This is a genomic window from Bradyrhizobium sp. DN3, from assembly GCF_041357655.1.
GTDB lineage: Bacteria > Pseudomonadota > Alphaproteobacteria > Rhizobiales > Xanthobacteraceae > Bradyrhizobium.
In genome coordinates this window covers 96,202-121,338 of record NZ_JAULLN010000017.1, presented here as the reverse complement: position 1 = coordinate 121,338, position 25,137 = coordinate 96,202, and the positions used below count along the sequence as shown (strand labels likewise).

The window sequence follows — 25,137 nt, the reverse complement described above, 5'->3', positions numbered from 1 at the left end:
CATATATGTAGCCCAAACCGTTGTGCACCCAAAGTAAAATGGCGGCGAAGGGCCTCATCCTGGACTTGGGCGGCCGGTCTGAACCCCGCCGGTCCATAGGCTGATGACATCAATATCATCGCCGGAGAGGACTTTCATACCGTAACGGAGCCCCTATCTAGGACGAACCTTGGTTTTGGAACCGGGTAGCGCCAACAACGTTCTCTTGTCCTGTCTGGAGAAAAACGTGACGAAACAAGCCTCAGCTACGGCCGCCGCCCCGCTTTCGTCACCGTCCTCCGACCCGGGCAAGCTCGCCCAGCGGCTGGGAGACGCGTTTCTCACCGTCCGCAGCGAGACCGAACGCCGGGCGGCGCCACTCTCACCCGAGGACCAGCAGATCCAGTCCATGCCGGATGCGAGCCCGATCAAATGGCACCGGGCGCATACCACCTGGTTCTGGGAGCAATTCCTGCTCGGCGAACATTGCCCTGATTACCGGCCCTTCCACCCCGATTTCGCATTCCTGTTCAATTCCTATTACGTCAGCGCCGGCCCGCGTCATGCCCGGCATCGCCGCGGCGACATCACCCGTCCCAGCGCCGACCAGGTCGGCGCCTATCGCAGATATGTCGATGCGGCCGTCGTCAAATTCTTCCGCGAAGCCGGCGCGGCCAAGCTGCGCGAGATCGCACCGCTGGTCGAGGTCGGGCTCAATCACGAGCAGCAGCATCAGGAATTGATGTTCACCGACATCCTGCACGCCTTCGCACAGAATCCGGTCTCCCCGGCCTATGATCCCGACTGGCGCTTCCCGGCCGCGACCCGTGCCGGCGAGGATTGGCTGTCTCTGAACGAAGGCATCCACACCGTTGGCCATGTCGACGACAGCTTCCATTTCGACAACGAGAAGCCGGCGCATCGCGCCCTCGTTGGCCCGGTCAAGATCGCCCGCCATCTCGTCACCAACGGTGAATGGCTCGCCTTCATGCGCGACGGCGGCTACCGGACCGCAACGCTGTGGCTGATGGACGGCTTTGCCACGGTGAGCAACGAGGGCTGGGAGGCTCCGGGCCACTGGCGCGAGGTCGATGGCGCGTGGCACGTGATGACGCTTGCCGGCCTCAAGCCGATCGATCCGAACGCGCCGGTCTGCCACGTCAGCTATTACGAGGCGGACGCGTTCGCCCGCTGGGCCGGAAAGCACCTGCCGACCGAGATGGAATGGGAGGTCGGCGCGCGCGCCGGCCAGCTCGACGATGCCTTCGGCATCGTCTGGCAATGGACCCGCTCTTCGTACGCGCCGTATCCGGGCTACCGCGCCGTCGAAGGCGCGCTTGGCGAATACAACGGCAAATTCATGGTCAACCAGCTGGTGCTGCGCGGCTCCTCGCTTGCAACCCCTGAAGGCCACAGCCGTATCAGCTATCGCAACTTCTTCTACCCGCACCACCGCTGGCAATTCACGGGGCTGCGGCTCGCCGACTACGACTAAAAATTCCGACGACAAATGCGCGCCGGACAGCGCGTTCAGGAGACTATCATGAATGTGCACGCCAGCGCTTTGGCCGAAGCCCATCTCCCCGACGAGCAGACGACTGCCTTCGCCCGCGAGGCGATCGAGGACCTCTCGCAGCAGCCGAAAAAGCTGTCGCCGAAATATTTCTACGATGCGACGGGGTCAGAGCTGTTCGAGGCGATCACGCGCCTGCCGGAATATTATCCGACGCGCACTGAGCTTGCGATCCTGAGGGAGCGCGGCAGCGAGATCGCGAAGATCATCCCGGAGCATGCGGCGCTGGTCGAGTTCGGCGCCGGCGCGACCACCAAGGTGCGCCTGCTCCTGGGCCATTGCAAGTTCGCGGCCTATGTGCCCGTCGACATCTCCGGCGACTTCCTGAAGGCGCAGGCAAACGGCCTGAAGCGGGACTTCCCGACGCTCGGCATCTATCCGGTCGCCGCCGACTTCACTACCCCGTTCGAGCTGCCCAGGGCGGTCGCATCCATGCCCAAGGTCGGCTTCTTCCCGGGCTCGACCATCGGCAATTTCGAGCCGCAGGAAGCCCAGGCCTTTTTGAAGAGCGCCCGCAATATCCTCGGTAAGGGCGCGCAGATGATCATCGGCGCCGATCTCGAGAAGGATGAGCGGGTACTGCACGACGCCTACAACGATGCCGCCGGCGTCACCGCGCGCTTCAATCTCAATGTGCTGGTGCGGATCAACCGCGAGCTCGGCGGCAATTTCGACCTGTCCGCCTTCACCCATCGCGCGATCTACAATCGCGAGCGGCACCGCATCGAGATGCACCTGATCAGCAGGAAGAGCCAGACCGTGCGTCTGCTCGGCACCAGCTTCTCATTCCGCCCGGGCGAGAGCATCCACACCGAAAACAGCTACAAATACAGCATCGACCGTTTCGCATCACTGGCACATGGCGCGGGCTGGCGTGTGCGCGAAAGCTGGACGGATGCGGCGAAGATGTTCTCGGTGCACGCGCTGGAGGTGGCCGAGTAGGCCTCCGCGCCTACTCCTCAGTTGCCGCTCCCAGCGACACCGACTCCCACACAGCGACCACGATCATGATCACCGTCGTTGCGACCGAAAGCCAGAGCGGCGATAGCTCCGACGCGAACCTGCTCAGCACCAGCAGCAGGATGATGCCGATGCCGTGGGAGAGCTGAAGGAAGCCGCGGATGGCGTGCTTGAACAGGATGGTGCCGATCAGGAACACCAAGGGACCACCGATCGTGCTCACGATGGTCCGCAGGTCGGAATGGCCGGCAGGATGCTTCAGCACCAGCTCGTCCGAGACCGCGGTCAGGATGATGCCGGCGACGATCGGCATGTGCAGATAGGTGTAGGCGAGCCGCGCCAGCCGGCCAGATTCGGAGGACTTCGAGATGCGCTCGGAGCCGGCCTCCGCGCCCTTGTGGAAATAGACCCACCACATCGCGATGGCGCCGACCAGCGCCGAGACGAAGGCGAGGATGTTGTCCGCGGTCCACGTCAGCTCGGCAAAAGTGGCACCGTTGACGACGATGGCCTCGCCGAGCGCGATGATGACGAACAGAGAGCAGCGCTCGGCCATGTGCGCGCCTTCGACGGCCCAGGCCTCGACCGACGAGAAGCCCAGCTTCGGGACCCAGAAGCGCGCAGCCGGCGAGATGTACTCCCAGGTCACCACCGCGATCCACAGCCATAGCCGCGTGTCTCCCTCGGAGACACCGCCTGCGATCCACAGCACCGCGGAGATCGAGAGCCAGGTCAGGATGCGAATCGCGTTGTGCCGCACCGCGGTGCGGTGATGCGGGGTCGCGAACAGCCAGAATGCGGTACGCCCCACCTGCATGGTCGCATAGGCGACCGCAAACCACAGGCCTCGCCCCTCGAAGGCGGTCGGAATCGTCGTCGACAGCACGAGGCCGCCCAGCATCATCGCAAAAAGCAGGATGCGGACCGGCGTCAGCTCGGGATTGAGCCAGTTGGTGACCCAGGCGGTGTAGACCCACACCCACCATACTGCGAGAAACAGCACCGCGACATGCACCGCGCCGAGCGGCGTAAAATGGTGCAGCAGAGTGTGCGAGACTTGTGTGACGGCAAAGACGAAGACGAGGTCGAAGAACAGCTCGGCATTGGTGACACGGCTGTGCTGGTTCGGACCGATGACGCGAAACATCGCGCCGCGCGGGTTCTCCGCAGCCATCTTCGTCCCCGTCGCGCTTGGATCAGGTGCCCGTCAGATCAAGTGCCCGGCCCGCCGGGTACTCCGGTTTGCAGCGCCAGCGCATGCAGCACGCCGCCCATCTGGCCGCGCAGGGACTGATAGACGATCTGGTGCTGCTGGACGCGGGATTTGCCGCGGAAGGATTCAGAGATCACGGTCGCAGCATAGTGGTCGCCATCGCCGGCGAGGTCTCGGATGGTCACTTCGGCATCGGGGATTGCTGCCTTGATCATCGCCTCGATATCGTGGGCGTCCATGGGCATTCTGGTCTCGCTCCTTCTGGTCTCGAATCGCTCGCCGGGGTCCCCTCACCGGCACCGCCAAACTTAGCGTGAACGGCCTTCACCGTCACGCACTCAGGCACTATATCCCTGATCCCAACAGGAAGGCACGACAAAGTGCCGCGCGCGGCAGGTTGATCGAAAAGGCGTGACATCATGAAGCTTCCAGGGCCCGACCACCCCATCACCATCACCCAAAATCCCCGGCGCGTCCGCGTCACGGCCGGCGACATCGTGATCGCCGAGACCAGCAAGGCGCTGACCTTGAAGGAGGCCAAATATCCGGCGGTGCAATATGTGCCGCGGGAGGACACCAACATGGCCCTGCTCGAGCGCACCGACCGCGTCACCCATTGTCCGTACAAGGGCGACGCGAACTATTACAGCGTCAAAGCCGACGGCAAGACGCTGGACAACGCGATCTGGACCTACGAGACGCCCTTCCCCGCGATGACGGAGATTTCCGGCCATCTCGCCTTCTATCCGGACAAGGTGAAGATCGAGGAAGTGGGGTAGTTTTGGATGCCGTCATTCCGGGGCGGTCCGCAGGACCGAACCCTGGTGCGCAGTTGCGCACCTGAGAATCTCGAGATTCCGGGTCTGGTGCTGACGCACCATCCCGGAATGACGGACCTAAGCTACGCCCTGAAGATCGTGAGCCCCAGGATCAGCAGCACCAGGAAGATCACGACGAAGACGTAGAACAGGAAGCGGGCGATATCGGCGGAGGCGGCCGAAATGCCGGTGAAGCCGAGCACGCCCGCCACGATCGAGACAAGTAAGAAGATCAGCGCCCACTTCAGGATCGTCATCGCCAGCTCCGAATTGGTACCGCCCCTTGCGGCCTCACGCCCTTTTCGCGAACCCTAACTTCGCTACGCGGAACTGGTTCCTAAGGGTCCGGGACTGAAGAGCGACCCAAACGGCCCTTGCTGAATCAGGTTCCCGGCGGCACAGTCCGGCCGGGGCGGGAGCGCGGGGCAATCATGATGACGATGTCACATTCGGCGACGATCGGCGCAGAGGCACACGCCGCACCCAAGGCCAAGACGCGCAATTTGTCGCTCGATCGTGCCCGTACCTTCCTGACGCTGGTGGTGCTGCTGCACCATGCCGTCATCCCCTATACTTACTTCGGTCATACCGACCCGAAATTCTTCTTCGGCTTCGACATGATCGTGCTGGCCACCGACAGCTTCTTCATGGCGATGTTCTTCTTCCTGTCGGGCTTGTTTGCGTGGTCGGGCATCGCCCGCAAGGGACCGCTGAACTATTTGGCAGATCGCCTGCTTCGGCTTGGCCTGCCGTTCGTGATCTGCGCATTCACGATCATTCCGCTCGCCTATTACGCCATCTCGCTGAGACACCATCCCGAGATCGGCTTTTCGGAATATTGGTGGAATATGGTCACGAAGGGCCCGTGGCCGAGCGGGCCGATCTGGTTCCTTTGGGTCCTGCTCGGATTCGACGTGGTCGCCTGCATATTGCATCGGCTGTCACCCACCCTGCTCGATCCGATCAACCGCCTCTCGCTGCACGGTCGCCGTCGGCCCGCCGTGTTCTTCGCGGTCATGCTTGCCGTCACCGCAGCGTTCTATGTTCCCGGGCTGATGTATTATGGACCAGGCAACTGGTTCGAGTTCGGGCCGTTCTCGGTGCAGCACGGGCGTGTGATGCTCTATGCGAGCTACTTCTTTTTCGGTGCCGGCATTGGCGTCGCGAATATGGATCGCGGCCTGCTCGCGGCAGACGGCCGGATGGCGAAGGTCAGCTGGGACTGGATGGTCTTGACGATCGTTCCGTATTGCCTGCTCTGGGGACTGATCTTCATCAAGCGCGAAATACTGGGAAATCCGTCGCCGCTGCCGAACTGGTATGAGGGGCTCTATGCCATCTGCTTCGCTGTCTTCAGCGTGGCCATCATGTTTCTAATCCTGGCCTTTTTCCAGAGGTTCAGACAATCAGGCTCAGCCAAGCTACTCGATCCGATGCAGTCGGACGCCTACGGCATGTTTTTGGTGCACTACCCGATCGCGCTTTGGCTGCAATACTGGCTGTTTGATTATGAGCTGCCAGCGATCGTCAAGGCGACGATCGGGTTCGTGCTGACAGTCGCGTTCAGTTGGGCGCTAACGCGCGCCTTGCGCCAGATCCCCGGGGCAACGAAGGTGCTGTGACCCAGTAGATGGGATGGAGCGCAAGCGCAATCCGGGTCTTGCCACAAGCGGCAGTGGTCCCCTTATCGTGAGGCCAAGGTCTCTCAACTCGTCATTGCGAGGAGCCGCTTGCGACGAAGCAATCCAGAGTCCCTCCGCGGAGACCGTCTGGATTGCTTCGTCGCTTTGCTCCTCGCAATGACGGAGAGCGCGGGAACGCCTTACGCCGCCTTCCCGCCCATATACTCCGGCAGCCAGTGCTCGAACGATTTGCGCAGCGTGTCGATCGCCACCGGCGCCTCGCCCGCGATGGCGATCGCATCGCCCCCGGTGGTGCCGATCCGCACGCAGGGCACCTCGCATCCGCGCATCTTGGCGAGCACGCGGCCGGCCTCCGTTTCCGGCACGGTGACGAGATAGCGTGCCTGGTCCTCGCCGAACCAATAGGCCTGCGACACAAGCGCGGTCGGCGCCGCGAGCAATTTTGCGCCGATGCCGCTCGCCATCGCCATCTCGGCGAGCGCGATCAAGAGGCCGCCATCCGACAGATCGTGCACGGCCGTCGCGGTGCCCGCATGGATCATGCCGCGCACGCAATCGCCGTTGCGCTTTTCGGCTGCGAGATCGACCGGCGGCGGGGCGCCCTCTTCGCGGCCGCAGATGTCGCGCAAGTAAACCGACTGGCCGAGCCAGCCATGGGTCTCGCCGACGAGCAGGATCGCCTCGCCCTCGGCCTTGAAGGCGAGCGAAGCGGATTTGGTGAAATCGTCGAGCAGGCCGACGCCGCCGATCGAGGGCGTCGGCAGGATCGCGCGCCCGTTGGTCTCGTTGTAGAGCGAGACGTTGCCGGAGACGACCGGGAAGTCGAGCGTGCGGCAGGCTTCCGAGATGCCCTTCAGGCAGCCGACGAACTGCCCCATGATCTCGGGCCTTTCAGGGTTGCCGAAATTGAGGTTGTCGGTGATCGCCAGCGGCTTGCCGCCGACCGCGGTGATGTTGCGCCAGGCTTCCGCCACCGCCTGCTTGCCGCCCTCAAACGGATCGGCCTCACAATAGCGCGGCGTGACGTCGACCGTCAGCGCCAGGCCCTTCGGTCCGTCCTGCACGCGCACCACGGCGGCATCGCCGCCGGGGCGCTGCATGGTGTTGCCGAGGATGACGTGGTCGTACTGCTCCCACACCCAGCGCTTGCTGCACATGTCGGGCGTGCCGATCAGCTTCTCCAGCGCCGCGCCGAGGCCTATCGGCGCCGCAACGTCACGCGCATGTACGATCGGCAGCGCGGCGGAGGGGACATGCGGGCGATCATAGACCGGCGCTTCGTCACCGAGCTCCTTGATCGGCAGGTCGGCCATGACGTCGCCGCCGTGCTTGACCACGAAACGCTTGCTCGGCGTGGTGTAGCCGACCACGGCGAAATCGAGCCCCCACTTCGTGAAGATGGCCTCGGCTTCCTTTTCCTTCTCGGGCTTGAGCACCATGAGCATGCGCTCCTGGCTCTCCGAGAGCATCATCTCGTAGGCGCTCATGCCGGTCTCGCGGGTCGGCACCGCATCGAGATCGAGGTCGACGCCGAGATCGCCCTTGGCGCCCATCTCCACCGCCGAGCAGGTCAGGCCCGCCGCGCCCATGTCCTGGATCGCGATGACGCAGCCCTTCTCCATGATCTCGAGGCAGGCTTCCAGCAGCAGCTTCTCGGCGAAGGGATCGCCGACCTGCACGGTCGGGCGCTTCTCCTCGGACTTGTCGTCGAACTCGGCCGACGCCATCGAGGCGCCGTGAATGCCGTCGCGTCCGGTCTTGGAGCCCAAATAGACGATCGGCATGTTCACGCCGGAGGCGGCCGCATAGAAGATCTTGTCGGCATCGGCGAGGCCGACCGCCATCGCGTTGACGAGGATGTTGCCGTCATAGCGGGTGTGGAAGCGGACCTGGCCACCGACCGTCGGCACGCCGAAGGAATTGCCATAGCCACCAACGCCGGCAACGACGCCGGAGACGAGGTGCCGCGTCTTGGGATGTTCCGGCGCACCGAAGCTCAGCGCATTGAGGCAGGCGATCGGGCGCGCGCCCATGGTGAAGACGTCGCGCAAAATGCCGCCGACGCCGGTGGTCGCGCCCTGATAGGGCTCGATGTAGCTTGGATGGTTATGGCTCTCCATCTTGAAGACCACGGCCTGGCCGTCACCGATATCGATCACGCCGGCGTTCTCGCCCGGGCCCTGGATCACCCAGGGCGCCTTGGTCGGCAGGCCGCGCAGATGGATACGCGACGATTTGTACGAGCAATGCTCATTCCACATCGCCGAGAAAATGCCGAGCTCGGTGAAGCTCGGCTCCCGCCCGATCAGCTTGAGGATGCGCTCGTACTCGTCGGGCTTGAGCCCGTGGGCGGCAACCAGTTCGGGGGTGATTTTGGGTTCATTCTTCATGGATTCGGGGCTTTCGGCGGGCTTTGGCCGTTCTTAGGAACATCGGAGGGCTTGGAAAAGCCCTTTATGGCGCATTTTCCCGCTGTCCCACGTTTTGCGCCGGGGGCCCCGCGGGAACAGGAATTGCACGGCGCGGACGGATCGGATTTAAGGGCTAAAGACCCGTAATTGAAGGCCCATTTCCTTGCACGAATTGACCAAAGCGCCCGCTCCCCGCCGCCCCGACCTCCACGTCGCCACCGAGGGAGAATTTAAGGGCTGGCGGACCTGGATTCGGGACAGTTTTGAGTCCCATGTCGGCCCGTTCTGGCACCGGATCGAGGCGGACGGCAGCGTCCGCAGCGCCTTCCGGGTCGAGAAAAAGCACCTCAACGGCTCCGGCAACGTCCATGGCGGCTGCTACATGGCCTTTGCCGACTACTCCCTGTTCGCGATCGCCACCCACGTCCTGGACAGCCGGGCGGTGACGACCAACTTTGCCTGCGAATTCCTCGACGCGGCACGGGAGGGCGAGCTGATCGAATGCACCGGCGAGGTCAGCCGCGCCGGCGGCTCGCTGATCTTCCTGCGCGGCAAGATGATGTCCGGCGAGCGACTGCTGCTCACCTTTTCCGGCACGATCAAGCGGATGAAGCGGAAGCCGCAGCCCCAGCCAAACGCATAGCTCGACGGCTTCCCTTTTCACGCCCCCTCGCCCAGAGTTGCACCAAGCGCTTGTACGCCGGGGAGCAGGAACAAGGTGCCGCAGAGCACATCTGAGGCGGGTCGCGCGATGGCGTCCGCATCAACGCCGTCGCCGTCCATGGCCGCCACCGGCGCGCACGGCTGGCACGACTACGCGCTGCTGTTCGCGCTCGCCTGCTGCTGGAGCTCGACCTATCCGCTGGCGAAGCTCGCGCTGGACACGATTCCACCCATTACCTTCATCTCGGCGCGCTCGCTGATCGCGGCCGCGTTCCTGTTCGCGATCCTGTGGATGCGCGGCGTCACGATCCCGACCGACGCCAAGGCCTGGAAGCTGTTCGCGACCCAACAATTGATCAACTCGACCTTCCCGTTCCTGATCATCACCTGGTCGCAGCAATATGTGCCGGCGTCGAACACGGTGGTGCTGGCGTCGACGACGCCGATCTTCGCCTTCCTCATCACCTCGCTGATCACACGGCACGAACCGGCAACGCTGCTCAAGCTCGCGGGCGCGATCCTGGGCCTTGCCGGCACGATTCTCATCGTCGGCCTCGATGCGCTACGCGGCTTTGGCAGCGAGATCGTCGCTGAGATCGCGATCCTCTTCGCCACCATCTCCTTTGCCTGCGCCACGATCTTCGGCCTCAGGCTGTCCGAGTACGACCCGATGGTGGTGGCGGCCGGCTCGTTGCTGTTCGGCGGCATCATCCTGCTGCCGCCCTCGCTTGTCATCGATCAGCCCTGGACGCTGCACCCGACGCCGACCGCGATCATCGCCACCATCGTCATGGGCATCGTGTCGAGCGCATTGGGCTTGATGCTGTTCTACGTCTGCCTCGGCCGGCTCGGCACGCTGGCCACCAACGCGCAAGGCTATTTGCGCATCCCGATCGGCGTGGGTCTATCCGTGCTGCTGCTCGGCGAGAGCGTGCCATCGAACCTGGCGCTGGGCCTGCTGCTGGTCATGGCCGGCGTTGCGGCCATGACAGTGCCGGCGGAGCGGCTGAAGCTACGATAGCGTGAAGCGCTTTTTGCGAGCGTCAATCAAGCAGCCACGTTCGGCTGCCGGAAGGCCGCTTCCATCTCGCGGCGCACCCGCACGGCTAAACTATTGGGATCGTATTCGACGTCCTCCCATTTCAGGCGCTGACCTTGCTCGATATCGCTCTTGAGCTTGACATGGTGGGCGAGCCCGAGCGGCAAGTAGCCCTGCTTCAGTGAAGCGTCGGCCGGAGTCTGCTTGCCCCAAACGCAGAAACCGCCTTCGCCGTCGAGCACCTCGCCGGCCTTCAGCTTGCGCTTGGCGGTCGCGACCACGTCGGAGTTGAACACGATCGGCGCGCCGGTCGGCTCCTTGCGCAGCGCCGCGGAGGCGACGGAGATGCCGAGCTCGAGCCCGATCATGTGGATCGGGCGGTACAGCGAGGCATATTTGCCGGTCTTGTCCGGCAGCATGCTGTATTCGCGGAAGCATTCCTCGGAATAGGCGCTGTCAGTCTCGAACACGACATAGGTCCCCATCACGAGGCTCTGCGGCACGTCGGTGCCATCACGATAGACCGAGGACGTGACCTCGGTGACGCCTGACTTCTCCAGCATGCCACCGTCGGATTTCGGCTTGCAGATTTCGGCGTGCTCGAAGCGCGTCGCCGGCGGGAACGACAGGCCCTCGCTTTGCGCATGAAGCCCGGTCGCATTACATACGGCCGTCATCTCGATGCCGGACTTGGTGCCGTCGACGAAGGAGTTGAACATCTTCGGGTTGATCGAGTTGCGATCCTTGATCTTCATGTACTTGTCGAGAATGTCCCACACCGTATCCGGCGTCGACTGGTGATAGGTCGGGTGATAGCGCGTTCCCTTGCCGGCAGCGACGACCTTGAAGCCGGCGGCACGCGCCCAGTCGACGTGATCGGCGATCAGCGCCGGCTGGTCGCCCCAGGCGAGTGAATAGACGACGCCGGCCTGCTTCGCCTTGCGCGCCAGGATCGGGCCTGCGACTGCGTCCGCCTCGACATTGACCATCACGATGTGCTTGCCGTTCTCGATCGCCTTCATCGCAAAACGGATGCCGGCGCCGGGATCGCCGGTCGCCTCGATGATCACCTCGATCGCCGGGTGGGTGATCAGCGCGTCCGCATTGTCGGTGACGACGGTGCGGCCACGCTTGAGCGCGTCGTCGATCGAGGTTGCCGCATATTGCGCCTCCGGCCAGCAACCGAGCTTGAGCTGCGCGCGGGCACGGGCGGTGTTCAGGTCGGCGACGCCGACGAGATGCATGCCGTCGGTCTGGCGCACCTGCGACAGGAACATCAGGCCGAATTTTCCGGCCCCGATCAGGCCGATAGTAACAGGTTTGCCGGCCGCCTTGCGCTCCAGCAGCATGCGATGGAGATTCATCTGGATTTCCTTAAGCGTTCCTCGAATGACGGCGTTGTTGCAGCCGTGAAGTCCGACCGCGTTCGCCTTGTACGGAAACGTTAGGCAGCGGCGAATCCGGGGGCAATTCAGATTATCTGCCGCGACGATGTAGGCGCGCTAAACAATCGACACGGTCTGCTGCCCGCTCCAGGCCTCGCGTTCCCCGCGCAACCAGTCGAGGAAGGTGCGGGTCTTGCGATGGCGCAGATGGCCGTGCGGACAGACGATCCACTGCGTGGTCAGCGCGACCTCCGGCGGGTTTTTCACGGGGCAAACCAGGCGGCCGTCGCGCAATTCGCGCCAGGCCAGCAGTTCGCTTTCCAGCCCAATGCCGAGGCCGTCGACGGCCGCGTCGATCGCCATGTGGCTGCGGTCGAACAGCACGCGCTTCCAGCGTTCCGCAGGCTCGATGCCGGCCTCCGTGAACCAGCGCGGCCATTGCATCTGCGATTTCACCGAATGGATCAGCCGGTGCTTGAGCAGGTCTTGGGCTACGAGGCTCCCCGCAGCAAACGAGGAAGGCGAACACAGCGGAAAGAAGCGCTCCTTGCCGAGACTTTCCACGAACAGACCAGGCCAGCTGCCTTCGCCATGGCGAATCTCGAGGTCGACATTCTCCTTGCGGAAATCGGTCGGCTCATTGGTGCCGTCGAGCCGCAATTCGATGTCCGGATTGGCGTTGACGAAGCTTGCCAGTCGCGGCAGCAGCCATTTGCTCGATACGCTCGGCGCGGCGCGCACCGTCAATGTGGTGGCGGAGCGGATGCCGCGGACATGCTGCGTGACGTCGGTGACGTGCTCGATCTCGCGGCTGATCATCTCGAAATAGCGTTCGCCGGCCTCGGTCAGGGTAATGTTACGCCCCACCCGAGAGGTCAGCGCCGTGCCGAGATGCAGCTCCAGCGCCTGGATCTGCTGGCTGACCGCCGACGGGGTGACCCGCAATTCATCCGCCGCACGGGAAATGCTGCCCGCGCGCGCCACCGCGTGGAAGACGATGATGGCGCGAAACGGTATCTGCATCAGGAAACCTTTTAGGCCAGCTAAAGTGACGGCGAATATAATTCAATTGTCGCCCATGGCCAGCGATCTAGGCTTCAGGCTCAAGGCAACCCGCGGCAGACGGGTGCTGATCGAGGAAACAGGGCGGCGCGGAGCGCCGGTTCGCCCGGGGGAAGGACGCAAGGCTAAGCCCTTTCACCAGACAAGCGATTTTGAGAACACCGGCGCAGGGTTTGCGCGCGGCAACGAACACGTGCGCCGACAAGACAAGGCGCGGCACAACAGCATCAGGGGAGGACGAACGATGTCGGGTCAGCGCCACACCATCTCACGCCGCAATTTCATGGCTGCCGCTGCCGCGGCTGTACCTCTGGTCGCCATTCGCACCAGGCCGGCGCAAGCGGCCGAGTTCGAGTACAAGCTCGCCACCGGCCAATCGCTGACGCAACCGATCAACACCCGGCTCGACCAAGCCGTGAAGCGGATCAAGGAGGCGAGCGGCGGGCGCCTCGAGATCAAGTTCTTTCCGGCCTCGCAGCTCGGCTCGGACACCGATCTGTTGACCCAGATCCGCAGCGGCGGCGTCGACTTCCTCAACATCGCCGGCTCCGTGCTGTCGACCGTATCGCCTGTGGCCGGAATCGCCAATGTCGGCTTTGCCTTCTCCGACTACAGCCAGGTCTGGAATGCGATGGATGGCGATCTCGGCAGGCTGATCGCAACCCAGATCGAGAAGACCGGCGCGCTTGTCATGGCCAAACCGGCCGACAACACGTTTCGGCAGATCTCGTCGTTTACCAAGCCGATCAAGACCCCGGGCGATCTCGCCGGCTACCGGATCCGCGTGCCTGTTTCGCCGATCTTCACCTCCCTGTTCAAGTCGCTGGGTGCCAACCCGACTTCGATCAACTTCAACGAATTGTACACGGCGCTGCAGACGCATCTGGTCGATGGGCAGGAGAACGGCCTCGTCACCATCGAGGCAGGCAAGATCTATGAGGTGCAGAAGTACATCTCCGAGACCAATCACATCTGGGATCCGTTCTTCATCCTCGGCAACCGCCGTTCGGTGAAGGCGCTGCCCGACGAACTGCAGGTGATCGTCCGCAAAGAATTCGACCAGGCCGCGATGGAGCAGCGCGCCGATACCGCGAAGCTCAACACGACCCTGAAGGATCAACTGGTCGCCAAGGGCATCAGCTTCGAGGTGTCCGATAAGGAGGCCTTCCGCAAGGGATTGTCGAGCGCCGGCTTCTACAAGGAATGGCGCGGCAAGTTCGGTGAGGACAACTGGAAAACGCTCGAGGCCGCCGTCGGGGCGCTCGCATGAGCGCGGTCGTCGACATGCCCGAGGCGGTAACGCTCGGTGACGCGCGGGCGATCCGGGGACGCTGGCCGGAGCAGGTGCTGCGCTGGCTGGTGGAGATCCCGGCGGCGATCGCCGTGGTCGCCGAGGTGATCATCCTGTTCGCCGGCATCGTCGCACGCGGGGTCTTCCATCGGCCGATCGTCTGGTCGGACGAGCTCGCCTCGATCCTGTTCCTCTGGCTCGCCATGCTCGGCAGCGCCATCGCGGTGCAGCGCTCGGCGCATATGCGCCTGACTTTCTTCACCTCCCATTTGTCGCCACGCGCGGAGGCCTGGGCCTCGACGCTCGCAGCCGGCTCCGTCGCGCTGTTCCTGGCGATCATCCTGCATCCGGCGCTGGACTATGTGGAAGATCAGGCGTTCGTGGAGACGCCGGCGCTCGGCTGGTCGGGCGTGGTCCGCGCCGCGGCGATTCCGGTCGGCTGCATCGTCGCGCTGGCCAGCATCTGCCTCACGCTGGTCAAGCGATCGGCGAAGGACCTGTTGGCCGTTGGAATGCTGTTTGCCGCGATCGCCGGAGCACTCTATTTCGCCGGGCCTTGGCTGAAGTCGCTCGGCAACTGGAACCTGCTGATCTTCTTCGTCGGGCTGCTCGGCTGCGCCGTGATGGCGGGCGTGCCGATCGCCTTTTCCTTTTGCCTTGCGACCGTCGCTTTCCTGCTGACCACGACGCGCACCCCGTTGCTGGTCGTGGTCGGGCGGATCGACGAAGGCATGAGCTCGCTGATCCTGCTCGCAGTGCCGCTGTTCGTGCTGCTGGGCCAATTGGTCGAGCAGACCGGCATGGCGCGGGTCATGGTCGCCTTCCTCGCCTCAGTGCTCGGCCATGTCCGAGGCGGGCTGTCCTATGTGATGCTCGGCGCCATGCTACTGGTCTCGGGCATCTCCGGCTCCAAGACCGCCGACATGGCGGCGATCGCACCGGTGCTGTTCCCCGAGATGCGCAAGCGCGGCATGAAGGATGGGGAATTGGTGTCGTTGCTCGCGGCATCGGGCGCGATGAGCGAGACCATTCCGCCATCGATCGTGCTGATCGCGATCGCCTCCGTCACCGGCGTGTCGATCGCGGCTCTCTTCACCGCCGGCATCCTGCCGGGGATCGTGCTGGCGATCGTGCTTGCTTTCGTTGCGCGCTATCGGGCGGGCGCGGAGGAGAATGGCGCCGCCAAGGTCGCTCGCGCGCCGCTATCCGTGGTCGCAAGAACGTTCTGGGTGGCGCTGCCGGCGCTCGCCCTGCCGTTCCTGATCCGCAGCGCCGTGGTCGAGGGCGTTGCGACCGCGACCGAAGTCTCGACGATCGGCATCGCCTACTGCCTCGTGCTCGGCCTGATCATCTATCGCGGCAGTCTGACATGGAAGAATGTGCTGCCGATGCTGGTCCAGACCGCATCGCTCTCCGGCTCGATCTTGTTCATCGTGGGCGCCGCGAGCGCGATGGCCTGGGCGTTGGCGCAATCCGGCTTCTCGCATGATCTCGCCGCGCGCATGGCGGGCGTACCAGGCGGCGCCTACGGCTTCCTGCTGATCTCGGTGCTGGCTTTCATCGTGCTTGGCAGCGTGCTGGAGGGCATCCCGGCCATCGTGCTGTTCGGCCCCCTGCTTTTTCCAGTGGCGGCGCAGTTCGGCATCCACGAGGTGCACTATGCGATGGTGGTGATCCTCGCCATGGGCCTCGGCCTGTTCGCGCCGCCGTTCGGCCTTTGCTACTACGCCGCCTGCATCATCGGCAACGTGCCGCCGGATGCCGGCATGCGCCGGATCTGGATCTATCTCGCCTGGCTGTTCCTGGGCCTGTTGCTGATCACTTTCGTACCCTGGATATCCCTAGCATTTCTATGAGATTGGCACGCCCCCTTCAGGTCGAAAGCTGCTTCTCCGCGATCGACAGCCATTCGGCCTGCGCCTTGCGCAGATATTTCGGCGCGCGCCGCATCTGGATCAGGAGCTCGTCGAAGACCATGCGCGCTTCGCGCGGTACGGCCGACCATCTGCAGCAGCATGCCGTAACGCACCCGCGCTTCGGCACCGGGAAGTAGCCGGCAAGTGCGTGATATTCCTCGAGCGCTTCGTCGATGCGGCCACTCTCCGCGAGCGCGCGGGCGTAGAGCAGATGCGTGTCGGCGGAATCGAAGTCCGGCCATTGCTTCTGGAGATCGTCCAGCGTCGCGACGAGGGTCAGTCGTCTCAAACGCGATGCAAGTTCATGAAATCGCAGCCGAATGCCGCTATTACTTGGCGTCGTCCGCCAGCATCTTCCGGTACTTCTCGACGTCACGCGTCACGAGCTTTTGCAGCACCTCCGGCGTGTGCTCGTCGGGGTCGGGCGCAACGGTCGAGAGGTCGGCGAAGCGCTTCTTCACCGCGTCGGTTTCCACCGCCGTGCGCGCGGCGGCATTGAGCTTGGCGATGACGGCCGGTGGGGTGCCCTTGGGCGCGAACAGGCCGTTCCAGCCCTGCGCCTCGAACTCGGGCAGGCCGGCTTCGGCCGACGTCGGCAGATCCGGCAGCGTCGCGAGCCGCACGGTCGAGCCGACCACGACGCCCTTCACCAGCTTCTCGTTGATCGCCTGCGAGACGGACGCCGCCGCATCGCAGACGCCGTCGATCTGACTGCCGACCGCATCGGTCAGCGCGGGCGCGGCGCCGCGATAGCCGACCAGCGTCGCGTCGATCCCGGCGGCGGTGACGAAGCTCTTGCAGATCAAATAGTTCGACGAGCCGACGCCGGCATGGCCGAGATTGATCTTGCCCGGATTGGCCTTGGCATAGGCGATGAACTCCTTCAGGTCCTTCGCCGGAAAATCCTTGCGCACGGCGACGATGCCGAACGTCTTCGCCACCATGGCGATCGGCACGAACGAGTCCGGCGTGAACGGCAGTTTTGGATAGATGGTGTAGGTCGCGGCATTGGTGCCGGCATTGCCGATCGCGATGGTGTAGCCGTCAGGCTCGGCACGAGAGGCGCGTGCCAGCGCGGTCGAACCGCCGGCGCCGGCGACGTTCTCGATCACGATGGTCTGGCCGAGCGCGATGCCCATCTGCTCGGCGACGGTCCGCGCGATCACGTCCGAGGTGCCGCCGGCCGCGAACGGCACGATCATGGTAACAGGACGCTTGGGATAATCCTGCGCGAACGCAGCGGTCGCGAACGACAACGCCGCGAGCGCGGCGAGCGACCGCTTCAGCACGAACGAAATCACGCGGCTTTTTCCAGTTGCTGGACGAGGCCGGCGAACAGGCCGCGGCCGTCGGTGCAGCCCATGATGTCTTCGACGTGGTTTTCCGGATGCGGCATCATGCCGAGCACGTTGCCCTTGTCGTTGACGATGCCGGCGATGGAATGCGCCGCGCCGTTGATGTTGCTGTTATCGTCAACGACACCGTCGGCCGAGCAGTAGCGATAGAGCACCCGCCCCTCACCTTCGAGCCGCTTGATGGTCTCTTCGTCCGCCTCGTAATTGCCCTCGCCGTGGGCGACCGGCACGCGGATCACCTGCCCGGCATTGTAGCCGCGGGTGAACGGCGTGTCGGAACGCTCGACCCGCAGATGCACGTCGTGGCAGATGAATTTCAGCCGCGCATTGCGCATCAGGACGCCCGGCAACAGGCCCGACTCGCAGAGGATCTGGAAACCGTTGCAGACGCCGAGCACGAGGCCGCCCTTGGCCGCATAGTCGCGCACCGCGTCCATCACCGGCGCCCGTGCCGCAATCGCGCCACAGCGCAAGTAATCGCCGTAGGAGAAGCCGCCCGGCACCACCACGAGGTCGGTGCCCGCAGGCAGCGAGGTCTCGGCGTGCCACACCATTGCGGGCTCGCTGCCGGAGATCAGCCTCAAGGCACGCGCCATGTCGCGCTCGCGATTGATTCCGGGAAAGACGAGGATGGCGGCTTTCATGGCTTAAGTTCCGACGGTGGCTGGAATCGGGGTGGCACGGAGGGGCCAATTCGCCAAGAGACATAACCATTTGACGGGGATTTTACCAGTGCTAGCCTCGGCAAAGGGCCTTGTACACAGGCTCTGGTCGCACGCAGTCTGACCGCTCGATTTGCCCGGGATTGAAGCCATGAATATCCCGTCGCTGCCCGCATCCCCCTCCGAGCCGGTGCCCACCGAGGGCGTCGTCGCTGCCGGCGCTTATGTCGACGGCCGGCGCGTCGCCAATATCGCCATCAGCGAGGCCTCGAGCTGGCGGGCCAAGCCCGGCCATGTGGTCTGGATCGGCCTGCACGAGCCGGACATGGCGCTGCTCCGCGCGGTGCAGAAGCAGTTCGATTTGCACGATCTCGCGATCGAGGACGCCAACCACGCCCATCAGCGGCCCAAGATCGAGCAGTACGGCGAGGCTCTGTTCATCGTCGCGCGCACCGCGCAACTGGTCGAAGGCCGGATCGCCTTCGGCGAGACGCACATTTTCGTTGGCGATGGCTATCTGGTCTCGGTGCGCCACGGTGCTTCGACCTCCTACACACCGGTGCGCGAACGCTGCGAAAGCTGCCCGCGGGCGCTCGCCCGCGGCGAGGACTACATCCTCTATGCCATTCTCGATTTCATCGTGGACAACTATTCCCCCGTGCTCGAAAGCATTCACGAAGAGATCGAGGAGATCGAGGACGACGTGCTCGCGCACGCGATCACCAAAGCGCAGATCGAGCGGCTCTATATGCTGCGCCGCGACCTCCTGCGGCTCCGCAACGCAATCGGACCGCTGGTGGAGGTCTGCCGCCGGCTGGAGCATGACGAGCTGTCGATGGTGCGGCAGGCCATGCAGCCACTCTTCCGCGACGTCACCGACCACGTCCGCAACATCCAGGAGCGGATCGATTCCATGCGCGAGGTGCTGGCCTTCGCCTTCGAGGCGAGCCTGCTGGTCGGCCAGGCCCAGGAAACGGCGGTGTCCAAGAAGCTCGCTTCCTGGCTCGCGATCATCGCGATCCCGACCGCGCTCGCCGGCATCTACGGCATGAACTTCAAGCACATGCCGGAGCTGGAATGGGAGTACGGCTATTACATGCTGCTCGGCGTGATGCTGACGGCGTGCGGCGCGCTGTACTGGCGATTCCGTCGTGCAGGGTGGCTGTAAGCCGCCCGCGCGTTAGACGATCTCGACCCGATAATTCTCGATCACGGTATTCGCCAGCAGCTTGTCGGCGGCTTCCTTCAGCACGGCTTCCGCCTTGGTCTTGTCGGCGCCGGCGAGCTCGATGTCGAACACCTTGCCCTGGCGGACGCTGGCGACGCCGTCGACGCCGAGCGACTTCAGCGCGCCTTCGATGGCCTTGCCTTGCGGATCGAGGATGCCCGTCTTCAGGGTAACGGTGACACGTGCCTTCACGTCAAAGATCCTCTCTCAGCTCTTCACCAACACCGGGCCGGAGCCCTGCGGACGCTCGTTCTCCATGAGGATGCCGAGGCGCTTTGCGACTTCGGTATAGGCCTCGAGCAGGCCACCGAGATCCCTGCGGAAGCGGTCCTTGTCGAGCTTCTCGTTCGACTTGATGTCCCACAGACGGCAGGAGTCCGGCGAGATCTCGTCGGCGACGATGATCCGCATCATCTCGTTCTCGAACAGGCGGCCGCACTCCATCTTGAAATCGACGAGACGGATGCCGATGCCGAGGAAGAGGCCGGTGAGGAAGTCGTTGACGCGGATGGCGAGCGCCATGATGTCATCGATCTCCTGCGGCGTCGCCCAGCCGAAGGCGGTGATGTGCTCTTCCGACACCATGGGGTCGTTGAGCTGGTCATTCTTGTAGTAGAATTCGATGATCGAACGGGGCAGCTGGGTGCCCTCCTCGATGCCGAGGCGCTGCGACAGCGAGCCGGCGGCAACGTTCCGCACCACCACCTCCAGCGGCACGATCTCGACCTCGCGAATCAACTGCTCGCGCATGTTGAGGCGGCGGATGAAATGGGTCGGCACCCCGATGTCATTGAGGTGCTGAAACAGGTACTCCGAGATCCGGTTGTTGAGGACGCCCTTGCCCTCGATCACCTGATGCTTTTTCGCATTGAATGCGGTGGCGTCGTCCTTGAAGTGCTGGATCAGGGTACCGGGCTCCGGGCCTTCATAGAGAACCTTTGCCTTGCCTTCATAAATGCGACGCCGACGGCTCATTGGGATGTACCGTGTTTTGTTGAAATCCATGAATTTGGTGTGCTCCGGTTGACTAGGATTAGGACCCACAGCGGAGCTGCCGTGAACGGCTGGGAACCCGTCTCGAATCCTTGGAAACAGAACGGGAACCAAGCCTTAGGCAACCTATCCGATTGGCTGTCCAAGCACAATCGATCCGGCCGTCCGGCACCAACTTATACCGTCTTGCCTGCGGCTTAACGGCCCGTTGTTTTGCCTATTTCTGCTCTCTATGTAGGCATGCAGCCGGGTCGCCGCAACCGAAGGCCCCCGCTCCATTCAGAGGGATTTGGAACAAAGCATGAGCGAGTTCGACAAGCGCGAGGAAGGTTTCGAGAAGAAGTTCGCCCTCGACGAGGAGCAGAAATTCAAGGCGGAGGCCCGCCGCAACCGGCTGCTCGGCCTGTGGGCGGCCGAACAGCTCGGCATCACCGGTGACGCCGCCACCGCCTATGCCAAGGAGGTGGTCGCGGCCGATTTCGAGGAGGCCGGCGATGGCGACGTCCTGCGCAAGGTCATGGCCGATTTCGCCGCCAAGAAGGTCGCCGTCACCGAGCAGGCGATTCGCGCCAAGATGAGCGAGCTGATCGCGGTGGCGGCCGCCGAGGTGAAGGCGGGGAAATAACTGATTCAGGCGAGGCGCCGGCGCGCAATACCCTTGCGCGCCGCCGACCGCTTTCTGGCGTCCCGCGTGGTCGAGACATCCGGCCCGGCATAGTTGCGGCGGATGGTCTCGAGCAGGCGATCGGCGGCCGCGCTCAGAAAGCCGCCACGACGCGTGACAAGGACGATGTCCTGGTTCGCGGCAAGATCGCCCACGGCGATCGTCGCGATCGAGGCCGCACGCAGCTCCTCCGCGACGTGGCTTCCCGCCAGGAGTGCAAGGCCAAAGCTCGATTCCACGAGCCGCTTCTGCGCGGTGAGGCTATCCACTGCCGTCCACTCGATTTCGCCAAGTCCCCTGCGTCAGAAACAGCGCGAACACGTGAGCCGCGGCGATCTCGCGACGCCCGCGAGTCTCCGGGAATGCGATCCAGCGCTCGCCGCGCAGCTCGGCGAGGCGCTTCACGCGCTTTCCGGCCAGAGGATGGTCGGGCGCACAGACGACCTGCAACGCCTCGCTCAGCACCTGCTCGCAGGCGAGATCGCCGGAGCGGTCGGTGTTGTAGCGCAGGCCGATCGTGGCCTCGCCGCGCCGGATGAGATCGCTGACCTCCGCGCTGGTCGCTGTCTGCAGCGCCAGCGTGACGGCGGGATTTTCCCTGGCAAACCGCTTCATGATGGTCGAGAGGCGGCCATCGGCCAGCGTGCCTGTGACGGCCAGCGAAACCGGCCCCGAATTCTGCTTGGTCAACGCCCGTATGGCCTGTTCGGCGTCCTGCGCCGCGGCAACCGCGCGCTTGGCATAGGGGATCAGCACGCGCCCGGCATCGCTGAGCCGGGTGCGGCCTGCCACCCGTTCGAACAGGGGCACGCCGAGCTCCTGCTCCAAGAGGGCGATACGGCGCGAAATCGCCGGCTGCGAACGGTGCAGGAATTTTGCGGCATTCGAGATCCCGCCCCTGCGATGCACCGCCAGGAAGGTGTTGAGGGCGTCACTATCCATCGCGACCTCATGCAAAAAACTGATGATCTCCGAAGAAATAACAAATTTGGCGGATGACGGAAATGCTCCTAAGGCTGCTTGCACGAACAACACGGAGACGAGCCATGACGAGCCAGCTGGACAAGGCGACGGCGTTTCGCGCGCTGCACGAGCGGCCCGGAGCCTTCATCATTCCCAATCCGTGGGACGCCGGTACGGCCAAGCTGCTCGCGGCGATGGGCTTCGAGGCCCTGGCGACCACGAGCCTCGGGGTGGCCAACATGCTCGGCAGCGGCGGCGTCAGTCTCGACGTCATCCTCGCCAACGCGCGCGCGATCGTCGAAGCCACCGACTTGCCGGTCAGCGTCGACCTCGAGAATTGCGGCGCAGATGAGCCGAAGCGTGCCGCCCAAGCGATTCAGCGCGCCGCCGAGGCTGGCGCGGTCGGGGGTTCGATCGAGGATTTCAGCGGCGACCGCGATCGCCCGATCTACGACTTTTCTCACGCCGTCGAGCGCGTCCAGGCCGCGGTCGAAATGGCGCGCGCGCTGCCGATTCCGTTCACGCTGACCGCGCGGGCCGAGAACTTCCTGCATGGCCGCAAGGACATCGACGACACAATTCGCCGCCTGCAGGCCTTCGAGGCCGCGGGCGCCGATGTCCTGTATGCGCCGGGCCTCTACGATCTCGCCACGATCCGGACCGTCGTCGCCTCGCTCGGCAAGCCGTTCAACCACGTGATGGGCTTTGCCGACCCGACGCTGACGGCTGCGCAATTGTCTGCCGCCGGCGTCAAGCGCATCAGCGTCGGCGGGGCCATGTCGCGCTACGCGCTCGCCGCGTTCCTGAACTGCGCGCGCGAGATGAAGGACAAGGGATCCTTCACCTATGTTCGCGACATGGCGGCGGTCGGCGAGCTGCGCGCCGCCTTCGCCGCGGTCACCCCTCCTTAAAGCCGTACTCCGGCACGTTGCCGCTGGCGCCGTAATATTTGTACGGCAGGAACTTGCCGCTCATGGTGATCTTGACGCGGTCGCCCTTCGGATTGGCGACGCGCTCGATGCCCATATCGAAGTCGATCGCCGACATGATGCCGTCGCCGAACTCTTCCTCGATCAGCGCCTTCCAGGCCGGGCCGTTCACCATCACCATCTCGTAGAAGCGGTAGATCAGCGGATCGGTCGGCGGCATCGGCGTACCGGTGCCGCGCATCGGCACTTCGTTCAGCATGGCAACTTCCGCCTTCGACAGGCCGAACAGCTCGCCGGCATTGGCGGCCTGCGGCTTGGTCAATTTCATCTGACCGAGGATCGCGCCAACGATCAGCACCTCGGAATAGCCGCCGATCTTGTCGCAGATGTGCTTCCAGCTCCAGCCCTTCTCGCGCTTGATGTCGAGCAGCTTCTCGGTGAGGTCTTCGCGTTTCATGTCAGGGTCTCCTCTTCAAAAGCATGATCCGGAAAAGTGTGAAGCGGTTTTCCGCAGATCATGCGTCTATAAAATCACGCAGTCAGTCCGGGGCTGGGCCCGGCTATCCATGGCTGTCGTTGCTCTTCGCCATTCGACGCGATCGTCAGTCCGGGCTTGCCGATCTGAACCACCGGCACGTTGCGCGGATCGTGACTGGGCGTCTCGGCGGCAAAGGTCTTGCTGCGCGTCACCAGGAAATCGATGATGTGGTTGCGCAACGCGTAGTACAGCGGATGGCGGTGCAGATCGGTGCGGCCGCGATCCCTCGGCAGCGGGTTCTCGACGACTTCGGCGAGCACCGCCCCTGGACCGTTGGTCATCAGAAAAATCTTGTCGGCGAGGTAGATCGCCTCGTCCACATCATGGGTGATCATGAACGCGGTCTGCCCAGTCTCGAGGCAAATGCGCCGCACCTCGTCCTGGAGCGTGCCGCGTGTCAGCGCGTCGAGCGCCGAGAACGGCTCGTCCATCAGCATCATCTTCGGCGTGATCGAGAGCGCGCGGGCGATGCCGACGCGCTGCTTCATGCCGCCCGACAGCTCGGAGGGATGCTTGTGCTCGGAGCCGGTGAGGCCGACGAGATCGATGAAACTCTGCGCGTGCGCCCTGACCTTGGCGCGATCCCAGCTCCGCCATTTCGAGCTGACGGCATAGGCGACGTTGCCGAGCACGGTGCGCCAGGGCAAAAGCGCGTGGCTCTGGAAGATCACGGCGCGATCGAGGCTGGTGCCGGAAATCGCCTGCCCGTCGACGATGACGGCGCCTTCGCTCGGCGCATCGAGGCCGGCAAGGATGTTGAGCACTGTGGTTTTGCCGCAGCCGGAATGGCCGATCACGCAACAGAAATCGCCGCGGGCCATCGACAGCCACAGATTCTCGAACACGGTCGTCGTTGCGGCGCCCGCGCCCGGATAGCGCTTCGCGATGCCTTCGATGGAGATGAATTTATCGGTCACTGCCCTACTCCGGAAACGTAACCATGCGCGTGAATCGCGCCAGGATCTGGTCAAGCAGCATGCCGACGATCCCGATCAGGAGGATCGCGATGATGACATTGGTGATCGACAGGTTGTTCCACTCGTTCCAGACGAAATAGCCGATGCCGGTGCCGCCGACGAGCATTTCGGCGGCGACGATCACGAGCCAGGCAATGCCGATCGAGATGCGCATCCCGGTCAAGATCGTCGGCGCCGCCGCCGGCAGGATCACGGTGAAGGCGCGCCTGACGGTGCCGACCTCCAGCGTGCGCGCGACGTTGATCCACTCCCTACGCACCCCGGCAACGCCGAAGACGGTGTTGAGCAGCATCGGCCAGATCGAGCAGATGAAGATGACGAAGATCGCCGAGACCGAGGAATCCTTGATGGTGTAGAGCGCGAGCGGCATCCAGGCCAGCGGTGAGATCGGCTTGAGCACCTGGATAAAGGGATCGAGTGCCTTGCTGAGCAGCGGCGACATGCCGATGAGGAAGCCGAGCGGGATGGCGACCATCACCGCCAGCAGATAGCCGGTGCCAACGCGCGTGATCGAATAGGCAAGCTGGATGCCGAGCCCCTTGTCGTTCGGCCCGTTGTCATAGAACGGCTGCCTCAGGTGCTCCCAGAGCTTTGCGCCGACATCGAGCGGCCCGGGCATCGCGGATTTGCCCTGCGTCGCGGTCAGGCCCATCAGCTTGGCGTATTCCGGGCTCATCGTCGTCGTTGCGCCGGTCGAGCGCGTGGCGAGATGCCAGATGCCGAGGAATGCGGCGAGTAGCGCTATGGAGACGAGGCCGGCGCGGAGGCGGAGGGAGGAGTTCATCGCGCGAGACCTCTCCACATGTCGTCCCGGCGAAGGCCGGGACCCATACCGCGGAATCTATCGATCGCGATCGGCAGCGGTACCGAACGAC

General features: G+C 64.0%; 27 protein-coding genes. 11 read left to right on the top strand and 16 right to left on the bottom strand.

Features of this window, described 5'->3' with window-relative positions:
* Positions 1–175: 175 nt before the first annotated feature.
* On the top strand, positions 176–1,474 hold the full coding sequence (gene egtB / locus AAE027_RS24365; RefSeq protein ID WP_370988965.1) for an ergothioneine biosynthesis protein EgtB: 1,299 nt from the start codon (positions 176–178) through the stop codon (positions 1,472–1,474).
* 48 nt (positions 1,475–1,522) lie between these two features.
* Positions 1,523–2,494 carry an L-histidine N(alpha)-methyltransferase gene (gene egtD, locus AAE027_RS24360; RefSeq protein ID WP_370988897.1) on the top strand — a complete coding sequence of 324 codons (972 nt, stop codon included), beginning with the start codon at positions 1,523–1,525 and terminating at the stop codon, positions 2,492–2,494.
* 10 nt (positions 2,495–2,504) lie between these two features.
* Here the strand turns inward: egtD and AAE027_RS24355 are convergent, their stop codons facing one another.
* The gene (locus AAE027_RS24355; RefSeq protein WP_370988896.1) at positions 2,505–3,686 is read right to left on the bottom strand and encodes a low temperature requirement protein A; all 1,182 of its coding nucleotides are present in this window, start codon (positions 3,684–3,686) and stop codon (positions 2,505–2,507) included.
* 38 nt (positions 3,687–3,724) lie between these two features.
* Complete coding sequence (locus AAE027_RS24350; RefSeq protein ID WP_128932902.1) at positions 3,725–3,970, bottom strand: BolA family protein; 246 nt, start codon at positions 3,968–3,970, stop codon at positions 3,725–3,727.
* A 174-nt stretch (positions 3,971–4,144) separates the two neighbouring features.
* On the opposite strand from AAE027_RS24350, the gene AAE027_RS24345 reads away from it, so the two are divergent.
* Entirely contained in the window at positions 4,145–4,504 is a 360-nt protein-coding gene (locus AAE027_RS24345; protein WP_091889032.1) for a DUF427 domain-containing protein, read from the top strand.
* 122 nt (positions 4,505–4,626) lie between these two features.
* On the opposite strand, the gene AAE027_RS24340 is transcribed toward AAE027_RS24345, so the two are convergent.
* Entirely contained in the window at positions 4,627–4,800 is a 174-nt protein-coding gene (locus AAE027_RS24340; protein ID WP_007612121.1) for a DUF1328 domain-containing protein, read from the bottom strand.
* Positions 4,801–4,974: 174 nt separating this feature from the next.
* Here AAE027_RS24340 and AAE027_RS24335 point away from each other — a divergent pair, with 174 nt between their 5' ends.
* Positions 4,975–6,165, top strand: coding sequence for an acyltransferase family protein (locus AAE027_RS24335; RefSeq protein WP_370988895.1), 1,191 nt, complete (start codon positions 4,975–4,977; stop codon positions 6,163–6,165).
* Positions 6,166–6,365: 200 nt separating this feature from the next.
* Here AAE027_RS24335 and purL read toward each other — a convergent pair whose 3' ends face one another.
* Positions 6,366–8,576, bottom strand: a complete 2,211-nt coding sequence (purL, locus tag AAE027_RS24330; RefSeq protein WP_370988894.1) for a phosphoribosylformylglycinamidine synthase subunit PurL — start codon at positions 8,574–8,576, stop codon at positions 6,366–6,368.
* Between the two features lie 184 nt (positions 8,577–8,760).
* On the opposite strand from purL, the gene AAE027_RS24325 reads away from it, so the two are divergent.
* Together AAE027_RS24325 and AAE027_RS24320 are read left to right on the top strand one after the other, a co-directional pair.
* Positions 8,761–9,240: a PaaI family thioesterase gene (locus AAE027_RS24325; RefSeq protein ID WP_370988893.1), complete on the top strand. Its 480-nt coding sequence runs from the start codon at positions 8,761–8,763 to the stop codon at positions 9,238–9,240.
* A 75-nt stretch (positions 9,241–9,315) separates the two neighbouring features.
* Positions 9,316–10,281 carry a DMT family transporter gene (locus tag AAE027_RS24320; protein WP_370988892.1) on the top strand — a complete coding sequence of 322 codons (966 nt, stop codon included), beginning with the start codon at positions 9,316–9,318 and terminating at the stop codon, positions 10,279–10,281.
* 26 nt (positions 10,282–10,307) lie between these two features.
* On the opposite strand, the gene AAE027_RS24315 is transcribed toward AAE027_RS24320, so the two are convergent.
* Positions 10,308–11,663: an NAD(P)H-dependent oxidoreductase gene (locus tag AAE027_RS24315; protein WP_370988891.1), complete on the bottom strand. Its 1,356-nt coding sequence runs from the start codon at positions 11,661–11,663 to the stop codon at positions 10,308–10,310.
* Between the two features lie 138 nt (positions 11,664–11,801).
* Complete coding sequence (locus AAE027_RS24310; RefSeq protein ID WP_370988890.1) at positions 11,802–12,707, bottom strand: LysR substrate-binding domain-containing protein; 906 nt, start codon at positions 12,705–12,707, stop codon at positions 11,802–11,804.
* 283 nt (positions 12,708–12,990) lie between these two features.
* Here AAE027_RS24310 and AAE027_RS24305 point away from each other — a divergent pair, with 283 nt between their 5' ends.
* Both AAE027_RS24305 and AAE027_RS24300 read left to right on the top strand, forming a co-directional pair.
* Positions 12,991–14,016 (top strand): TRAP transporter substrate-binding protein, encoded by a 1,026-nt coding sequence (locus AAE027_RS24305; protein WP_370988889.1) that lies wholly within the window; start codon positions 12,991–12,993, stop codon positions 14,014–14,016.
* Positions 14,013–15,893, top strand: a complete 1,881-nt coding sequence (locus AAE027_RS24300; protein ID WP_370988888.1) for a TRAP transporter large permease — start codon at positions 14,013–14,015, stop codon at positions 15,891–15,893. Before AAE027_RS24305 ends, AAE027_RS24300 begins: the two co-directional genes overlap by 4 nt.
* A gap of 16 nt (positions 15,894–15,909) precedes the next feature.
* Here AAE027_RS24300 and AAE027_RS24295 read toward each other — a convergent pair whose 3' ends face one another.
* From AAE027_RS24295 to purQ, 3 genes are read right to left on the bottom strand one after another with little or no spacing between them, the layout of a single operon-like run.
* Positions 15,910–16,242, bottom strand: coding sequence for a hypothetical protein (locus AAE027_RS24295; protein WP_370988887.1), 333 nt, complete (start codon positions 16,240–16,242; stop codon positions 15,910–15,912).
* 40 nt (positions 16,243–16,282) lie between these two features.
* Positions 16,283–17,254, bottom strand: coding sequence for a tripartite tricarboxylate transporter substrate binding protein BugD (locus tag AAE027_RS24290; protein ID WP_370988886.1), 972 nt, complete (start codon positions 17,252–17,254; stop codon positions 16,283–16,285).
* Positions 17,251–17,952 carry a phosphoribosylformylglycinamidine synthase subunit PurQ gene (purQ, locus tag AAE027_RS24285; protein WP_370988885.1) on the bottom strand — a complete coding sequence of 234 codons (702 nt, stop codon included), beginning with the start codon at positions 17,950–17,952 and terminating at the stop codon, positions 17,251–17,253. Before purQ ends, AAE027_RS24290 begins: the two co-directional genes overlap by 4 nt.
* A 169-nt stretch (positions 17,953–18,121) precedes the next feature.
* Here purQ and AAE027_RS24280 point away from each other — a divergent pair, with 169 nt between their 5' ends.
* Complete coding sequence (locus AAE027_RS24280; protein ID WP_370988884.1) at positions 18,122–19,138, top strand: magnesium and cobalt transport protein CorA; 1,017 nt, start codon at positions 18,122–18,124, stop codon at positions 19,136–19,138.
* Positions 19,139–19,150: 12 nt separating this feature from the next.
* On the opposite strand, the gene purS is transcribed toward AAE027_RS24280, so the two are convergent.
* A complete protein-coding gene (purS, locus tag AAE027_RS24275) occupies positions 19,151–19,390 on the bottom strand; it encodes a phosphoribosylformylglycinamidine synthase subunit PurS (protein WP_091889056.1) in 240 nt (79 codons plus the stop codon).
* A gap of 15 nt (positions 19,391–19,405) precedes the next feature.
* Positions 19,406–20,173, bottom strand: coding sequence for a phosphoribosylaminoimidazolesuccinocarboxamide synthase (gene purC / locus AAE027_RS24270; RefSeq protein WP_173015815.1), 768 nt, complete (start codon positions 20,171–20,173; stop codon positions 19,406–19,408).
* A 319-nt stretch (positions 20,174–20,492) separates the two neighbouring features.
* On the opposite strand from purC, the gene AAE027_RS24265 reads away from it, so the two are divergent.
* Positions 20,493–20,816, top strand: coding sequence for a DUF1476 domain-containing protein (locus AAE027_RS24265; protein WP_128932894.1), 324 nt, complete (start codon positions 20,493–20,495; stop codon positions 20,814–20,816).
* Positions 20,817–20,821: 5 nt separating this feature from the next.
* On the opposite strand, the gene AAE027_RS24260 is transcribed toward AAE027_RS24265, so the two are convergent.
* Positions 20,822–21,124 (bottom strand): LysR substrate-binding domain-containing protein, encoded by a 303-nt coding sequence (locus AAE027_RS24260; protein WP_370988883.1) that lies wholly within the window; start codon positions 21,122–21,124, stop codon positions 20,822–20,824.
* Positions 21,117–21,797 (bottom strand): LysR family transcriptional regulator, encoded by a 681-nt coding sequence (locus tag AAE027_RS24255; protein ID WP_370988882.1) that lies wholly within the window; start codon positions 21,795–21,797, stop codon positions 21,117–21,119. Before AAE027_RS24255 ends, AAE027_RS24260 begins: the two co-directional genes overlap by 8 nt.
* Positions 21,798–21,901: 104 nt before the next feature.
* Between AAE027_RS24255 and AAE027_RS24250 the strand changes: the two genes are divergently transcribed.
* Positions 21,902–22,729 carry an isocitrate lyase/PEP mutase family protein gene (locus AAE027_RS24250; protein WP_370988881.1) on the top strand — a complete coding sequence of 276 codons (828 nt, stop codon included), beginning with the start codon at positions 21,902–21,904 and terminating at the stop codon, positions 22,727–22,729.
* On the opposite strand, the gene cynS is transcribed toward AAE027_RS24250, so the two are convergent.
* The 3 genes from cynS to ntrB all read right to left on the bottom strand — a co-directional run bounded on the left by cynS (position 22,716) and on the right by ntrB (position 25,046).
* Positions 22,716–23,204, bottom strand: coding sequence for a cyanase (cynS, locus tag AAE027_RS24245; protein WP_370988880.1), 489 nt, complete (start codon positions 23,202–23,204; stop codon positions 22,716–22,718). The two genes, AAE027_RS24250 and cynS, sit on opposite strands and share 14 nt — an antisense overlap.
* Positions 23,205–23,278: 74 nt before the next feature.
* Positions 23,279–24,202 carry an ABC transporter ATP-binding protein gene (locus tag AAE027_RS24240; protein ID WP_370988879.1) on the bottom strand — a complete coding sequence of 308 codons (924 nt, stop codon included), beginning with the start codon at positions 24,200–24,202 and terminating at the stop codon, positions 23,279–23,281.
* A gap of 4 nt (positions 24,203–24,206) precedes the next feature.
* Positions 24,207–25,046 carry a nitrate ABC transporter permease gene (gene ntrB / locus AAE027_RS24235; protein WP_370988878.1) on the bottom strand — a complete coding sequence of 280 codons (840 nt, stop codon included), beginning with the start codon at positions 25,044–25,046 and terminating at the stop codon, positions 24,207–24,209.
* Between the last annotated feature and the right edge of the window lie 91 nt (positions 25,047–25,137).